The sequence below is a fragment of the Croceicoccus sp. YJ47 genome (assembly GCF_016745095.1).
Lineage (GTDB): Bacteria > Pseudomonadota > Alphaproteobacteria > Sphingomonadales > Sphingomonadaceae > Croceicoccus.
Map to the genome: position 1 here is coordinate 863392 of NZ_CP067087.1, position 15941 is coordinate 879332.

The window sequence follows — 15941 nt, forward strand, 5'->3', positions numbered from 1 at the left end:
ACTATCGCACCATCAGCACAGGAGCCTTAACCGTGCGAACCATCTCGGTCGTTGTGCTCCCCACGATCATGCGGCGAATTGGCGAATGGCCATAGGCACCCATGAGTAGCAAGGCCCGGTCGGTAGAGGCAACCACTCCCGGGATGACCTTTTCGGCCTTTCCGGGTTCCATGACGGCGGTGACCGGGTGGTCTGATGCAAAGGCAGTTTCGGCCTTCTTCAATTGTTCGCGCTTCGTGTCTCCCTCCGCTTCTGCCATCACGATAGTCACGGGCAGCCCCTCGAATAGCGGAGAATTCGCGAGCTGCTCCAGCGCACGCTCGGCGGCCGGACTAGCGTCGTAGGCAAAGACGATATGCTTCGGTTCGGAGAACTCCCGCGAGGCTACCAACACAGGTTTGGCACTGGCCCTGACCACGCGCTCGATGGTCGACCCGATATGGTCTGAAGCATATTCATGCCCCACGCCTCGTTTGCCCATCACGACGACACGAGCATGAGCTTCGCGATCGAGGATCGTCTCGATCACACCGCCATGGCGGTGCAGCGTCGAGACATCGGTAATGCCCGCCTCCCGCAGCAGCTGTTCTCCTGCAGCCAGAAGAATGCGGCCTTTCTCGATCTCGGTGCGGCTTCCTTCTTCCGACAGGCGGACAAGCTCTTCCATCAAGTCGCTTTTGACGCCCAGACCGATGGCACCCGACAGGTCCTTGCGTGCCGTGATCGGATCCTGCCTTTGAACGATATGAAGCAGTTCGACCGGCAGTGACAGCCGCCTGGCTGCCCATCCGGCATAGCCGCAAACGCTGGTGGCATACGCCGAGGCGTCGATCGCCGCGAGGACGTACTCCATTGCTGTCTCTCCCATCAGTGTCCTCCCAGCTGCGCTTCGGCGCCGGGTTTGTCATGAATAGCATACCGCTCGATCATCACGGCGCTTTCCTCGTTCAAGCCGAGGACCTCGACCATCGTGCCTTCGCGGCGGAACTTGAGGATGGCCTTGTCCAGCGTGCCCACCGCCGAGATATCCCAGAAGTGCGCCCGGCTCACGTCGATCACTACACGGTCGAGCACTTCCTTGTAATCGAAAGCTTCCACGAACCGGTCGGAGGAGGCGAAGAAAACTTGCCCCTCGATGCGATAGGTGCGGGTTGTCCCGTCCGCTGAGAGCTCGGTATTAACCGTGAAGAGCCGCTTCACCTTGCTGGCAAAGAACAGGCCCGAGAGTATCACGCCAGCGAGAACGCCTTGCGCAAGGTCATGCGTCCATACCACCACGACGACGGTCACGATCATCACGACCGAAGACTGCCACGGATTGTAGCGGATGTCCTTGATCGAACGCCATGAGAACGTTCCGATCGAGACCATGATCATGACCGCGACCAGCGATGCCATAGGGATGATTGCCACCAGCGGCCCGAGCACCAAGAGCAGGAACAGCAGGAAGACACCGGAAACGAAGGTCGACAGCCGCGTCTCGCCGCCCGATTTCACGTTGATGACCGATTGGCCGATCATAGCGCAGCCACCCATGCCTCCGAGGAAGCCGGTGCAGAAGTTGGCGATGCCCTGACCCTTCATTTCCTGCTGCTTGTCAGAGCCCGTATCAGTAAGATCGTCGACGATCTGCGCAGTTAGCATTGACTCGAGCAAGCCCACTGCCGCCATCGTTGCCGAATATGGCAGGATGATCTGCAGCGTCTCGAGAGTGAATGGAACGTCGGGGATTAGCCAAGACGGCAGCGAAGAGGGCAGTTCGCCCATGTCGCCCACCGTGCGCACGTCCATGCCCATATAGTAAACGACCGCCGTCAGGATCACGATCGCCACCAGCGGCGAAGGGACAGCCTTGGTCAGGCGCGGCAGGAGGTAGATCACTGCCAGACCCGCTGCGACCAGCACATAGGTCAGCATCGGCACGCCTGTGAGTTCGGGCAATTGTGCGATGAAGATCAGGATCGCCAATGCATTGACGAATCCGGTTATAACCGAGCGCGAGACATACTGCATCAGCAGGTGTAAACGGAGGAACCCCGCGATGACCTGGATAACGCCCATCAGGATCGTGGCCGCGAATAGATACTCGACGCCATACTGCTGAATGAGCGGGAGAACGAGCACGGCAATGGCCGCGGTCGCGGCCGAGATCATGCCTGCGCGCCCACCAACAAGCGAGATGATGACGGCGATCGAGAATGATGCGTAGAGACCGACGCGCGGATCGACCCCCGCGATGATCGAGAAGCCAATCGCTTCAGGAATGAGCGCAAGCGCGACGACGATACCGGCGAGAATGTCGCGCCGGGGATTAGAAAGCCATTCGCGCTTCAGCGCGGAAATTTCGAACATGTGAACCCTAACACGACTCACACGACCGGCACGGCGCTTAGCAAGCGCCGCTCAGCCGCGAACACGATGTGCGGCAATGAAAAGCCGGTCTGGAAGGTTGTCCCGGGGATAGGCGCCGGGCCGAGCCACCCGGCGCGGCCGGGTCCGATGGATGCGCCGCGAGTAGCCGCAACTTAAAAATGTTGCAAGTGCGAAGTCACGAACTCTGGTCAGGCCTGGGATGTCATCGTAATCATGCCGTGAGAGCGAGAGACTAAGCTCTCCGACGTTCAGTCGCGATACGCGAAGCCATATAGAGGCCGAAGCTCGCTAGAATTGTCCATCCTGCCATCCAGTAAAGCTGGGTCGGCAGATTTACTTCTTGATCAATGAGTGCTCCGGTCAATCCGGGACCCATCGCGGTCGAGAAGACCATGGCTGCAACGATAACGGCCCGGATCGCGCCAAGGTGGCGGGTCCCGTAAATTTCCGGCCAAAGCGCGCCGAACATGGTCGAAGTCAGACCGTAGCTCACACCGAACATCACCATGAACACGAAAATTCCCCACGACGCGTCTATGCTGGCCGCAATCAGTGTCGCAATCGTCAGAGGCACAAGAAAGAACGGTAGCAATCGGACAGCGCCATACCGGTCGATCAATTGTCCTGCCGCAAGACCGCAAATGACGGTGGTCCCTGCCATGAGTGGGAATGCACTAGCGAAGGCCAGAGCAGGATAATTACGCAAATCAATTAGGTGAGCCTGATGGAAGAAAATGGTCGTGCCGATGAATGCTGGCGCGAGGACACCGATAAGCATGAGGTAGAATACGGAATCCCGTAGCACGTCAGCCCTCGTCCATTGCCGGATCGCTGCTGGTTCATAGTCGACTGGATCGTGATCAGACGGGACCCGGTCGACGCGAATAAGAAGGTAGATCGCGGGCAAGGCAACGAACAACACCAGCGCGGCTAAAGCGAACCAGGCTGAGCGCCAACCGCTGGCTATAACGATCACAGCGAACAGGATTGGGAGAACGGCTTCGCCCAGTTGGTGGCCCGGCACAACAAGAGAGATCGCGCGGCCACGATTGGCTTCGAACCATCGGCTTACCTCGGTCAGGGCAATATGGGTCATCATGCCCTGACCCATCAAACGAAGCAGATAAATCGCCAAGGCGAGTATTGGCACGATGGGTGATATAGCCATCAACATGCACGCGAACGCCAAGACAGGCATCACAACAAGGACCATGCGCGCACCGCTCAGGCGGTCCACCATTTGGCCCAGCCAAGGCAAGGTCGCTGCACTCGCCAACGTGCAACCCATGTAGAGCAGTCCGAACTCGCCATCCGTAAGTGCGAATTCTTCGAGTATGTATCGGCCCGAGAGACCGATGAAGAAGGTCTGCCCGAACGAGGAAAAGAGTGTGAGGAACAACCCGCCGATAAGCCAGCGCGCGTTTCGGGTCAGGAATGACAGCATTCGGTTCCGGTAGGGCCGGCGGTAATCTCCGCAAACCAATTAATGCAAACGGCGCTTTAACCTTGGGGTGCTAAAACTCGACGCCATGTTTTTGGGCAATCATCCTGAAACCCCCGCGCTTGAGACCGGGCGTGGCAACGGTCAGCGATTCGATGGCCGCCGGTTTCTGAAGATGTCGAGATACAGCTTGGTGGCCGGACTATTGCTGCTGACGTTTTTGCTGTTCGCGTCGGTTCCTACAGTTGCCATGCAGTGCGGATACGTTCTGCTCACAGCCGTCTCATGCTGGCATTTTGGCAGCGGGGTATCGCGAGGAGTGACACTAGCAGCCAGCTTGGTTCTGGCTTTATCGGCTTGGTTGCATGGTATGCCTTGGGAAGCCTACTTGCTTGCCCCAATGGTCGTCATTTCGGGCGAGGGCATGATAAGGTTGAGGGCCCGCTACGATGACGCAGAGTTAGCGGCGAATGTTGATCGGTTGACGGGTGCGCTTACTCCGCGTGGCTTTGCAAAGATGCTCGGAAGAGAGCTACGGAGCGCTCAAAAACAGAACCGGACGACGGCCCTGATTTTCCTCGATCTGGATCACTTCAAGCAGGTAAATGATCGGTATGGTCACGCAGAAGGCGATCGAGTGCTGAGCCAAGTGGCGGGGGCTCTGCGTGAAGTCCTTCTGGAAGACGACCACATCGCTCGCATAGGAGGCGACGAGTTTCTTGTTTTCCTCCGCTTTGCTGACGACCCCGAGCGGCTTGATGATTGCCAGCGTTTGCTTATCCGAGCGATTGACACTCTGCCATGGCAAGTCACTGCCAGTGCAGGTGGGATAGTGGTTCCGCCTGGCCAGTATCCTGAGCCCAGCACGCTAATTCGACTGGCCGATAACCTGATGTATGACGTGAAGCGATCAGGCCGAGGTCGACTGGACTTGCAACACCTATCAGACCTGGATGGGTCTCGCGGTCATTCAACGGCGCTTGAGAGGGCATCGAATGCTGAAATTGACGGATTTAAGCCGCGTTGAATCTCATGTCTGCTCTCGGGGCGGATAATCAGTTCGGTGAATGACCGGAATGAGGGCGCAAAGCGGACTTGGGAACCATCGCATTTACTAGCTCTCAGGCTACCTTTGTACCGACCAAACGCTCGATGCTTTCGACAGTGATCAGAGTTCGTCTGCCGACCTTTTTCCGGACCAGCGTGCCATCTCGCATAAGCTTGTCGATTGTTGTCCGGCCCAACCCAGTGGCCTGTTCGGTTTGAGCGACCGACGCGGTAAGATCGCCTGGCCTGATCGGTTGCACGTCATCCTTCTTTGCCTCGGAAGTTTCGCTGCCTAAAGAGGTGCCTTTCGTCGTAGCATGCGCATCGCAGCCGCTAGACTGTTTAGGCTTCGTGGACAAAGCTTGACCTGAGACTGAGCGCTTGATTCAAGGCTACCTTTTGGAGGCAGCGTTGGGCGAGCGGATCGGTGTAGCGGATGAGGAGTGGGCGCTGATCGGGCCGCTGCTGCCTGCTGAGCGCGGCCGTGGCTGCCGCCCTGCACAGGATAATCGCCGCTATTTCGAGGGCATGATGTGGATTGCCCGGACCGGTGCGCAATGGCGGCATTTGCCGGACGAGTATGGCAAGTGGAACAGCGTCTTCAGGCGGTATCGACGATGGGTCACGACCGGCGTGTTCGATGCCATGCTCGAGACGCTGGCCGAACTGGCAGGGCGCGATATCGCTGCCGACATGATCGATAGCACCGTGGTCCGGGCACATCATTGTGCAGTCGGCATAAAAGGGGACTCAGCAAACCGAGGCTCTCCGATCGCGCGGAGGCTTCACCACCAAGCTGCACGCCAGATGCGACGCGAGGGGCCTCCCGCTCGGCTTCGTGCTGACGCCCGGCCAGACGCATGATGTGCAGGGCTTTGGGCCCCTGTTCCGAATGATCGGCGAGCGGGTCGAGGCATTCCTGGCCGATCGCGGCTACGATGCCGACGCCATCCGCGAGCAAATCGCGGCCGCTGGCGTTGAAGCGGTGATCCCGGCCAAGAGCAATCGCCGCAATCCGGTCCCGCATGACCCGACTAAATACCGCTGGCGCAACCTGGTCGAGCGCCTGTTCAACAAACTGAAGAACTGGCGCAGGGTCGCCACCCGCTACGACAAAACCAAGGAATCCTATCTCGGCTTCGTCGCTCTCGCTTCAATCAAGCTCTGGATACCCTTTGTCCACGAAGCCTAGAGTGCGCGCGTCCTGAAGTGTCTTTTTCCGAAGAAAGTGACATTCCATCTTCCGAAGTCTGCCCGGTCATTCGAAGATAGTTGGTAAGCGCATCTCTATAGTTGTCGGGATAAACGAAATCCGATCCTGTGTTGTATGGTGGGTCGATGTAAATCAGCTTCACCTTCCCCGCATACGAGCGCCGCAAGAGCTTCAGCACCTCAAGGTTGTCACCCTCGATCATAATATTCTGCGTCGTATCCCAGTCCACGCTGTCCTCGGGCGCAGGGCGCAGGGTGCCGAGGCTCGGCGTCATGGCAAAGGCACGAGCGCGGCGTTTGCCCTTCCAGTTCAGGCCATAACGCTCCTCGCCTTCTTCCACCTCGTCGCCCAGCAGCTGGCGCAGCACATCGAAATCGACCTTCCCGTCCGCAACGATCTGCGGGAACAGCGCCTTCAGCCGCTCGATATTCTCGCGCGCCAGATCGCCGCTCCCCGCCTCATCATCGTCGCGGGTAATCTGCGGGATGGCGGAATTTGATTTTTCGGTGATCATTTCTTCTTCTTTCCTGGCCGCGCTGCAATTGCGCACACCTTGTCGTTATTCGGATTGGGTCGCCCATTGGGGAGCAGCACCCCTTCGGCGACCAGCTTCTTGAGAATGGGTCCGCGTTTATGCGGTTTCGGCGGCAACGGTAACAGGCCGAGACCGGCCAGGACATCCTGCTGTGACAGATTGGACTTCGGGAGTTTATTCCGGGCCCACGCCGGCGTCGGTTCACCGCAGCTGCTTTCGCGCGAGCACGTCGCGCCGAACGCTTCGATCCCTTCTTCGATGGAACCGATCGCTCTTCCGGTGTGCCGAGGGCGTAGCGCCGCTCCCAATAGCTGCCCCATCCGATGACGGTTCCGCCACCGTAGTAACTCCCCCTGCTCATCAGCCTAGCCCAGCTCCCCCAGTATTCGATCGCGCTCTTCTTTCAGCTTTCGCGTGCGATTGCCAAGCGTAACCTGTTGCGCCAGCGACTTTTCCTTCTTCGCCGCCGCGCGGGCAGATATCCATTCTGCGTCTGCTTCCCTGTATCGCCCCAGCGCGTCGCGTCGCGCTTCCGGATCGTCCACGAGGCGATATGGCGAACCCGTCAGCGCGGCAACCTCCAGCGCCTCCAGCCTTTCGACGAGGCCAGCATACAAGGCCGAAAGGCTCACCTGCGGAAGGTGTGGAAGCGCCAAGCCGACAATGAACGCCTTGGTCGCCTCCGATCCAGTATCAGTCAGGTCGGGGGATACTACTAGGCGCTCCACCACCATCTTGTCGCCGACCCTTTCCGCCCTACGGAGCGGCGCGACCGAAACACGGGTGCCCGCATTGGCGGGAAGCTGCGTCAGCAATATGATCGGCACCGGGATCGAGCGGTGGACCATTGCCAGCAGGCGCTGGGTCGGCTGCTCCCGCGCTGTGAGGGCAAGCAGCTGGATTGCGGGAACGGGCCGCTCGCGATCTGTGTCGGCTGCCACGCCGATGGTGGCAGGCGACAGGGTCGCCCACCAGTCCAGCCGCTCGATGACCTTGTCGATTGCCTTGCGATCCGCCGCATTCGCCGCCCCATGCTCCGCGAGCACGCCCTTCGGCAACCGCCGAGCAGCCGCTCCGCCGGGAGGCAGCGCGAGAGCGTCACGAATATTCTGCGGCGTAACAGTCATGCCGGAGGCAGGACGGCGAGCCAGGTGATCACCTCCCAGTCGTCCAGCCCGCTATCCCCGCCAGCGCCTTCTACGCCGCCGGTGGTGAAGAGGCTTTCGACCGCGCGCTCTTCCGCTTTACCGGTTACGCCGCGAATCGCGGCCGCCAGCAGGCCTTGGTATTTCTCCATCTTGCTGCCGTCGCGCGTCGCGGCGTTGAGCTGCACCCACGCCTGTTCTTGTTCCTCCGCTGGAGTGGCTGCTGCCAGACGAAGAAGGTCGAGCATTCGCTTCGGCTGGCTGGGCGGAAGGATCACCCGCTCATCCTCACCGACATAAATCAGCGCATGCGGGAAAATCGGATCGCCCTTTGCCAGCGCGCGTTCGGCATTCGGCGTGGCAGCCTTCAGCAGAAACAACGCGCCAGGCGGGAAATCATCATTAGCGGGAATAGGCGAATAGGTGCCGATCATCCGCTGGGCGACCGCCTCGCGTTCGTCGGCTGACAGACGGGCGAGATCCAGCCGGAGGTCATTCAGGGTCATGTCCGTGATGGATACGCCGGAAGACAGGTCTTCCAGATCAATGACCCGATCCTGAAGCGATTCCAGCTGGCGGCGGCGGTATTCCAGATCGTTCATCCGATCGCCCGCCTGTGCTTCGATCAGGTTCTCCTCGCCCGTCGCGGAGACGTCGAGCAGCATCATCTTGCCCGATACGCTGCGCTCAAGGCCGATGTAGCTGTCGAGGTCCATGTTGGGCCAGAAGTTGACGAGCTGGATGACATCGTTTGGCGAACCGAGCCGGTCTACGCGCCCAAAGCGCTGCACGATCCGGACCGGGTTCCAGTGAATGTCGTAATTCACCACGCAGTCGCAATCCTGGAGGTTCTGGCCCTCCGAAATACAGTCCGTGGCAATGATCAATTCGACTTCCGGTTCGTCCGCCAGATTCTCCGGTCGTGCGCGCGATTGCGGTGAGAACGCTGTAAGTATGGAGCCCAGATCGGGACGGAGACGCGGGTGCGTCGTGCGGTTTCGACCGGAACCCGTCACCAGGGCCATCGGTCGCGGATATTCATCGGCCAGCTGCTCGTAGAGATACTGCGCCGTATCCGCGAAGGCCGTGAAGACCAGCAGCTTCGTATTGCCCGCGTTGTATGGCGCGCGAAGTTTTTCAGAGATTAGCGCCTTGAGATCCGCAAGCTTGGCGTCACGCTCTGGGGTGACCTGCCTTGCCTGCCGGAGAAGGCTGGCAAGCCTGTCGCGATCCTCCGCCAGGTCCTGCCGCCAGCGAACGAGATCCGCGTCGCTGAGCAACACGCGGATGTTCTTGCCGACACCAAGCTGCTCGAATTCGGGATCGTCGTCTTCCAGATCGTCGATCGACGGAGCGTCAATGCTGTCGTCATGCGCATCGATACGCCCGATCAGCTCTTCCACCGCGGCAAGCTGCCGCTCGATGGTGAGTGCAAGGGCATGCACCGAGCTTTCCATCCGCTTGAGCAGGTTCACCCGCATGAGCGCAACGAGGCTTTCTTCGCGGTCGAGCTGCCGAAATACGCTCGCGCCCGAACCCGTCTGCTGGCTGTAACGGCGATCGTATGCCTCGCGGCGATCCTCCATCACGTAACGCAATGGAGCGAATGCGGCGAGTTTGAGTAAGCGGATTTCGGTGTTGACCTCGCCTATGGGCGGGAAGCCGTCGGACAGGTCAACATCCGAATAGATGTTTTTTGGCGCGAGACGTTCGGGGAAGGTCCCGGTTTCTTCGGTGCCGTAGTATTTCTCGATGTGCTTCCGGCTACGCGCGATAGTGAGCAGATCCAACAGTCGAAAATAGTCGAAGCCAAGCATCTCCAGCAGCCTGGCCGGTGATCGCCGATCGTCGGGCAAATCCTGCCAGCGGTTAAACTGGCCCTGCGCGATACGCACCGTGCCCGCTATGCTGGGGACGCCGTGGCCAGCCAGTGCACGATCATCGCCTTCGGTTGCGAAGGCGATCTGGTTCTTGAGGTCGTTCAGCCGGTTATTGACCGGGGTTGCGGACAGCATCAGCACCTTGGTGTCGACGCCAGCCTTCACGACCGCGTTCAGCAGCTTGTCGTATCGGCTTTCACGCTCACCCTTGCCAGCGGGACGATTTCGAAAGTTGTGGCTCTCGTCGATCACGACGAGGTTGTAATTACCCCAGTTGATGTGGCTGAGGTCTATCTCCCCGGATTGGCCCTGTTCCCGCGACAGGTCCGTGTGGTTGAGCACATCGAAAGCGAAGCGATCGCCTGCCAACATATTGCGCACGTCGTTCTGGGTCCACAGCGTCCAGTTCTCGCGAAGGCGCTTGGGCGCCAGCACGAGCACACGGGCATTGCGGAGCTCGTAATACTTGATGACCGCTAAAGCCTCGAAAGTTTTTCCCAAGCCAACGCTGTCGGCAAGGATGCACCCGCCGAAACGCTGGAGTTTGTCGATGGCCCCTATGACCCCATCCTTCTGAAACCGGTAAAGTTTCGACCAGACTGTCGTATCCCGGATGCCCGTTGCGGCATCCACGATCTTACTCTCGTCAGTTGCTTCCTCCATTTCGGCAAAGAGGTGGAACAGCCCTTGGAGATAGACGCTCTGCGCCGGATGAGGCTCTGCTCCATCGCCGACTGCTTTCAATAGCGACTGTACAGCATCGCCCTCGGCATCGGCATGTATCCATTGGGCGCGAAACCATTGGCGAAGGTGCTCGAGCTCTTCCTCAGTCTCAGTTTCCTGGACGAACCCGAGGGATGCTTGCGGCGCGATCCCCAGACCAGGGGTCGTCAGCTCGCAGTTTCCAAGGAGCGCAGTCGAAGGCCCTAATACAACCGATTGTGCCGGCGGCAGCGCAGCCTGCCTAACCTGCGCTCCTTCGAGAATCGAACAGAGTTGGCGGCAAAGCGCGCGTGTTTCGAGGGCATTGCGACGCTGCCGATCGTTCTGGGCTCCCGACAGTTCCTGATGCGATGTCCCAGCGCCAAGAAGGAGACGCTGCAGACGGTTACCTGCATCCGGGGGGAACGCCGCGGACGCTCCGAATACGGAGACGCCGCCCGTGAGGATATCGAATTCACCCTTCGCCGTGCAAAGCCGATCAATGACCCGCTCGCCTCCTGAATTCGAAATGATCCGCAACCCAACCCCCAGTTTCTATCCGCAAGCTTGCTAGCCGGACCAATCTATGAGGACAACGAATGGTTTGCGGTCAACAAAGGAGGCAAATTGCGTCAATTGAGACCTAGTTAACTAAACGAAGTTGAGGTTTTGCGCGTGGCACAGGATAGAGAGCCTCTACGTCATTCGACAAAAGTCCAAATATTTCTCCAAGATCATCGACCGAGTAATCTAGTTCTGTCAGGTGAGCTTGTATAATTGAACGAAGTGTAGCGGGCTCTTCCCGCAAGTGGGTAGCCTCCACCGGCTCCCTTTTCTTGAATCCCCGCTTCGACATTTCGATAAAATAGTATTTTTTCATTCGGTCTGACAGACAACCGACCTGCCAAGCCTTGTATATCAGGGCTTGCATAGAGGTGCCCCAATACAATTTCAGATCCATAAATTTCGAAAGCGAAACGGGTTCAAAGTCGTTTCGAATTTCCCGCGTTGGCATGAGAAACTCAGACGCGAAACGGTTGGCCTCAATCTCCTGTTCGGGGTGAGGCGTTTGGTGGCAAATCAAATGTCCGATCTCATGTGCCAGGCTGAACCTATAGCGGTCCTTCGGCTGGTTCGAGTTTATATAGATTATTGCCGGCAGCCCGTCACAGGAGTGTTGACAGAAGCCGTCAATCAGCTCGCTCCCGAAATCGAAAGCCATAACAACGATCCCAGCCCGTTCAGCGAGCTTGGTCAGATCTTCGATAGGTCCTTTCGGCAACTGCCATCTCTGCCGTAGCAGACGCGCAATTTCCTCGATGTCTCGCCCGTATTCATCAGGGTCCACCGCAGGAAGCGGCGGAAGCGTCGGATCTAATTCCACCGAATCTAGCAGCGATTTCAAATTGAGACGGAACACCTCTGCCAGACCGTGGACAGCATCCTGATCTTTAGCTGCGAGCTTCGCGCGTTTCCTATGGTAGCTGACCATAGGCTCGCGAACATATGCGCTCCGGTAGAAAAAGCTCTCACGGAGTTGCAAGGCTTCCGCCAGCTTCGCGACAATTTCCGGCTGCGGCTGGATGCGTCCATGCTCTAGCTTGGACAGCGTCCCTTGCGTCAGGGCACCGTCAAGCAGCTTCACAAGCTCCGCCTGGCTCTTGCGACGAATTTGCCGCCCAAGAGCCAACAGGCTCCCGTTGAATGGCTTATCCATGATCTCGCTTCTTGTCGCGCTTCACCCGGACGCGAATGCCAGAGTCGTCGCCGTTGTCGTTTTCGACAGGAAGCGGAGCCTGGATGCCACGGCCTTCGTCATTCTCACTGAGCGGAATGACCCAGAGCACTTCGCGGTTGGAGTCATTGCAGACCAAGTAAAGATTGATCTGGCCTGGGGCATTCTCAGGCACGCTCCACCCCAAATAGAGCAGCGTCACTTCGGGCGCGTCGGGAAAGAGGTCACTCGCATAGGCGGGCATTTCATTGCTGTCATACAGTTCAGAGGCGCGCGTGGGACTGACACCCACTGAAAAACCTGATGCAAGCTGCTTGACGCGCATCGCATACCTGCTTTCCAGACCGACTAGAACGAGCTGGTTCTTGCGGTGAAGATGCGCCCCGTTCGTCGGCAGGTCGCAATAATCGCGGAGCTTACGGATAAAGGCATCACGGTAAATGCAGGCCTTCGTCCGAGGCTCAATGAACGTGGCAATGGCACGGCAGTTCGCCCGGAACTCGTTGTGGACGTCTGCCGCGATCTGGATGAGTGTCGGGAAGTGATGCCCGATTTCCGCCTGCGCATCTTCTGCCGTTCGAACTGCCGCCAATGTCTGAGCTCCGTGGTTAGATATCGACGCCTAACACCGCACCCTGTCCAATTCAAGATATTTTATTCCGGAATCATTCCTTGAGCGGTTAGCCCGCTAGCCCGGTTTATTCATGAGGCCGCAGCAGCGAAGTGGATGGGCCTTGATCTGACGTTGGCGGCGTAGTCCGGGCGAGCGTCTTCGACGGCATTTTTCACCGCGTCAGGATCAATGGGCTTTTCGAGGTTGATGGAATGGAGCTCGGAGTTCGGCGGCACAGCCGCACCGCCTAAGTAGGTGCAGGCCTGAGATTGGTGGCGATGGCTTTCAAAACGGAGGCATCGGGACAGGCTGACGCGAAGGCGACACGGATGCGAGTGGCGCTCTCAATGACGCGGGCAGCGACCTTGAGCAGCCTGAGGCGCAACGTTGCGAACTCGGCGGTCGCGAGCGAGGCTGCCTTGGGGATTTCCTGCTGAATGCGCCACAGGAGCCAGTATGCGGCGGTGTGCAGGATGAGGCGCATCTGATTGGCGTTGGGAGAGCGGCACGAGGTGCGATCGCTGGCCAGCTGGGTCTTGTGCAGCTTGATCAGGTTTTCGGCCTGACCGCGCGCGCAGTAGAGCGTATCATAGATGTGCTCGAGCCTTCGGTCAGCGAAGTGACGACATAGCGGATGTCCATGCCCATCGTACTGGCCTCGATCCGGGCGACGACGCGGCGCTGGCACTTCCAGCTTTTGGCCCCGTAGCGGGTCTCGGCATAGGTGCGCAGGACCGGGTACTGGCGCTGAGCGCGTTTGACCGCACAGGCATCGGCGGCAACGACGATTTCGGGATCGGCGCGTAGCACGGCGTTGGTCGGCAGGCCGAACACGTAGTCGACGCCGCAACCCTCGCAGACGGCCATGACCTCGGGCCGCCCATAGTGCCCGTCGCCGCGGATGGTGATGTGCGTTTCGGGCCATTGCCGGATGTGGCGCACGAGGCGCCGGATGTGACCGGCAGCTTCAACACCAGACGGTGTCTTGCCGGTGCGCAGCAGCATCGCCACCGGTACCAGTGGCGGTGTCGTAGACATGGATCGGCAGGAAGCAACGCTCGCCATGATGACCATTCCAGAACGACAACTGCTGATAGCCATGGACGACATCGCAGGTATCATCGATATCCAGCGTCACCGCCGCCGCGGGGCCGGATAGCTGGCGCAGTAGATGTCGATCATCGCGGCCAGCATCTTCGCCAACTCGCGCGTGATCGGTGCATTCTCCCACCGGCTCATCGTCGGTTGGCTGGCCAGCCCCGCGCCCGATCCCGGCAGCTTGCCCAGGGCCAGGCGGAAGCCCGGATCGTCGCGCAGGGCATCGAGATCGTCGGCATCCTCATAGCCGCAGGCGATCGCGAACACGCGGGCACGCAGGATGTCGTCGAGGCGATGGATCACCCGCGCAGGATCGCGCGGATCGGCAATGCAAGTCGCAAGCCGCTGGCAGATACCCATCGCGCGCTCGGCCTGCGACAGCAACAGAACGCCGCCGTCCGAAGTGAGCCGACCACCGTCGAACGCGGCTGTGACTTTCTTGCGGTCGACCGCTGGGAATCGGAAGGGGCTTGCGATATCGTCGTTCATGGCGGGTGTGGCCTGTGGCATTTTCTGCCCTGCAGCAGGGCCGGTGTAGACACCCAGTTCCTAATTCAGATCAGAGGCTTATGCCACTCCCGCCAACCCTTCGTAGCCAACCCCGTGAATAAGACGGGCTAGGTGCACGGAGGATTCTTAGCCCATCGGCGTATGCGGAATTCCAACGGAAATGGCCATGCTTCTCGATCAGCAATAAGGTGACGGTCAAACCGAGTTGTTACGGGGCAAGCGCGAAAGGTGAGGCTGCTTGGGGACAATCGATGGGCATCCACTGGACACCCACACACGAGCCCTGCACAAGAGGCAGGCAATTCCGCAAGAACCGCGGAAATCTGCGGTTGTGGCTGAGAGCTATTCTGGGTTCGAATCCTCTCTCCCAGACCAGTTTACTGATGCTGCCTAAAATCTCATCGGCTGATCTCATTCTAGAGCATTAAGGTCGCCAGCGCGTCTTCGGCATCGTCGCGCACAAGATGGCCATAGTGCTTCTCGATCATCGCGACACTTGTCCCGGACAATTGGGCAACTGTCAGGATCGGCAAGCGCACGCGTACAAGGTCCGTGATTACGCTATGGCGTAATGTGTAAGCGGACACGGTATCTGGTAAGCTGGCTTCCCGTACAGCACCCTTGATTGGGTGTTTCCAAGTATCCTTGTTCCAAGCGTCCCCCGAGTGCCGAGCAAAGACCGGCGCGGTTGGCAATTTACCCTTCGCCTGAGCGGCAAGGAAATCGGCGATCATTTGTGGTAACGAAATTTGCCGCGGGCTGCCGTTCTTGTCCTTGCCTATTGTTAGTGTCCGGGTGCGCTTGTCAAAATCACGCGCGACAAGGCCTGCAAGCGAGCCGGGACGCAATGGCAGGAGACATAGCGCCCTTAGAAACGGCCGTACTTCCGCGCAGGCGGTATCGATCAGTCTCTTGCGCTCAGCCTTGTCCAAATAAAGTTCTCGGCGCTTGTCGGCACCCTTGAAGGGCTTGAGCGCCTCCTGCCACGCTGCATCGGTATTGGGGGCACCGGGCGTGAGGACGCGACCCAGCGCCGCGCGCAATGGCACCATGTCGCGGTTCACTGTCGACTTGGCTCGTTCCTTACAGCGCTTCTCTCCTTCCTTGGTCCGGGACAACAGGGCGGGCGCCTTTTCCAGCCGTTTGCGCCAGCTGCGCAAGTTGTGCCGTCGAAGCTTGTCGAGCTTCACCTTGGCGATGGGATCATCGTAGACATGTCTCCGGAACACACCTTCAGCGATGGAATTGGGCTTCTCCTCCAGATAGGCGAGACAAGCATCCTTCACCGTCACCATATCGCGGGCGCGTTCGCCGCCGGACTCTACAGTTGCCGCCCACGCCTCAGCGTCGGTCTTGGCCTGCTTGAAGACATCATGACCGGTAAGCGTGCCGTAATCGCCGAGCCGCTTGCGCTTGTTGCGATTGGTGTCAGCGTCGTAAAATCTGGCGAACCACGTGCCGCCGTCGGCCTTCTTCGATGGCCGATAGCCGAGATAGACCCCTTGGCGCAGACGATGCCAGTGCGGCTCGTCACCTGATTTCGGCTTCAATCTTTCACGATCCCCGATGCGGCTTAAGTCTGGCATCAGCATGCGCTATCCTAAAATCCATGAAAAAAACATGAAAAACTTGAGTGGACAGCGGCGAAC

The 15941-nt window shown here is 59.1% G+C and carries 11 protein-coding genes, 2 pseudogenes and 1 other annotated feature; of the genes and pseudogenes, 2 read left to right on the forward strand and 11 right to left on the reverse strand.

Features of this window, described 5'->3' with window-relative positions:
* Window position 1 precedes the first annotated feature (1 nt).
* The 3 genes from JD971_RS04165 to JD971_RS04175 form a co-directional block, all read right to left on the reverse strand.
* Window positions 2-868, reverse strand: a complete 867-nt coding sequence (locus tag JD971_RS04165; protein ID WP_236672261.1) for a universal stress protein — start codon at window positions 866-868, stop codon at window positions 2-4.
* Window positions 868-2352 (reverse strand): SulP family inorganic anion transporter, encoded by a 1485-nt coding sequence (locus JD971_RS04170; protein ID WP_202086140.1) that lies wholly within the window; start codon window positions 2350-2352, stop codon window positions 868-870. The genes JD971_RS04165 and JD971_RS04170 overlap by 1 nt, the downstream gene beginning before the upstream one ends.
* A gap of 95 nt (window positions 2353-2447) precedes the next feature.
* Window positions 2448-2501 (reverse strand) — a sequence feature (sul1 is cis-regulatory element that is thought to sense ions involved in sulfur or methionine metabolism; They are found in Alphaproteobacteria).
* 104 nt (window positions 2502-2605) lie between these two features.
* Window positions 2606-3817, reverse strand: coding sequence for an MFS transporter (locus JD971_RS04175; protein ID WP_202086142.1), 1212 nt, complete (start codon window positions 3815-3817; stop codon window positions 2606-2608).
* Between the two features lie 67 nt (window positions 3818-3884).
* Here JD971_RS04175 and JD971_RS04180 point away from each other — a divergent pair, with 67 nt between their 5' ends.
* Both JD971_RS04180 and JD971_RS16915 read left to right on the forward strand, forming a co-directional pair.
* The gene (locus JD971_RS04180) at window positions 3885-4841 is read left to right on the forward strand and encodes a GGDEF domain-containing protein (RefSeq protein WP_202086144.1); all 957 of its coding nucleotides are present in this window, start codon (window positions 3885-3887) and stop codon (window positions 4839-4841) included.
* Between the two features lie 431 nt (window positions 4842-5272).
* A pseudogene (locus JD971_RS16915) lies at window positions 5273-6053 on the forward strand (IS5 family transposase).
* Here JD971_RS16915 and JD971_RS04195 read toward each other — a convergent pair.
* The 8 genes and pseudogenes from JD971_RS04195 to JD971_RS04230 all read right to left on the reverse strand — a co-directional run bounded on the left by JD971_RS04195 (window position 6019) and on the right by JD971_RS04230 (window position 15884).
* Entirely contained in the window at window positions 6019-6588 is a 570-nt protein-coding gene (locus tag JD971_RS04195; RefSeq protein WP_202086147.1) for a hypothetical protein, read from the reverse strand. The pseudogene JD971_RS16915 and the gene JD971_RS04195 sit on opposite strands and share 35 nt — an antisense overlap.
* Window positions 6585-6929, reverse strand: coding sequence for a hypothetical protein (locus JD971_RS04200; protein ID WP_202086148.1), 345 nt, complete (start codon window positions 6927-6929; stop codon window positions 6585-6587). The genes JD971_RS04195 and JD971_RS04200 overlap by 4 nt, the downstream gene beginning before the upstream one ends.
* Window positions 6930-6974: 45 nt before the next feature.
* Window positions 6975-7736, reverse strand: a complete 762-nt coding sequence (locus JD971_RS04205; protein WP_202086151.1) for a DUF4391 domain-containing protein — start codon at window positions 7734-7736, stop codon at window positions 6975-6977.
* Window positions 7733-10876 (reverse strand): helicase-related protein, encoded by a 3144-nt coding sequence (locus tag JD971_RS04210; RefSeq protein ID WP_202086152.1) that lies wholly within the window; start codon window positions 10874-10876, stop codon window positions 7733-7735. Before JD971_RS04210 ends, JD971_RS04205 begins: the two co-directional genes overlap by 4 nt.
* A 103-nt stretch (window positions 10877-10979) precedes the next feature.
* A complete protein-coding gene (locus tag JD971_RS04215; protein ID WP_202086153.1) occupies window positions 10980-12053 on the reverse strand; it encodes an XRE family transcriptional regulator in 1074 nt (357 codons plus the stop codon).
* The gene (locus JD971_RS04220) at window positions 12046-12663 is read right to left on the reverse strand and encodes a hypothetical protein (protein WP_202086154.1); all 618 of its coding nucleotides are present in this window, start codon (window positions 12661-12663) and stop codon (window positions 12046-12048) included. Before JD971_RS04220 ends, JD971_RS04215 begins: the two co-directional genes overlap by 8 nt.
* A 268-nt stretch (window positions 12664-12931) precedes the next feature.
* A pseudogene (locus JD971_RS04225) lies at window positions 12932-14271 on the reverse strand (IS1380 family transposase).
* Between the two features lie 437 nt (window positions 14272-14708).
* Window positions 14709-15884, reverse strand: a complete 1176-nt coding sequence (locus tag JD971_RS04230) for a tyrosine-type recombinase/integrase (protein WP_236672262.1) — start codon at window positions 15882-15884, stop codon at window positions 14709-14711.
* Between the last annotated feature and the right edge of the window lie 57 nt (window positions 15885-15941).

Coding starts and splice junctions, on each gene's coding strand:
- JD971_RS04200 (WP_202086148.1), bottom strand. CDS start 6,929: ATGGGGCAGCTATTGGGAGCGGCGCTACGCCCTCGGCACACCGGAAGA.
- JD971_RS04205 (WP_202086151.1), bottom strand. CDS start 7,736: ATGACTGTTACGCCGCAGAATATTCGTGACGCTCTCGCGCTGCCTCCC.
- JD971_RS04170 (WP_202086140.1), bottom strand. CDS start 2,352: ATGTTCGAAATTTCCGCGCTGAAGCGCGAATGGCTTTCTAATCCCCGG.
- JD971_RS04175 (WP_202086142.1), bottom strand. CDS start 3,817: ATGCTGTCATTCCTGACCCGAAACGCGCGCTGGCTTATCGGCGGGTTG.
- JD971_RS04215 (WP_202086153.1), bottom strand. CDS start 12,053: ATGGATAAGCCATTCAACGGGAGCCTGTTGGCTCTTGGGCGGCAAATT.
- JD971_RS04165 (WP_236672261.1), bottom strand. CDS start 868: ATGGGAGAGACAGCAATGGAGTACGTCCTCGCGGCGATCGACGCCTCG.
- JD971_RS04195 (WP_202086147.1), bottom strand. CDS start 6,588: ATGATCACCGAAAAATCAAATTCCGCCATCCCGCAGATTACCCGCGAC.
- JD971_RS04230 (WP_236672262.1), bottom strand. CDS start 15,884: ATGCTGATGCCAGACTTAAGCCGCATCGGGGATCGTGAAAGATTGAAG.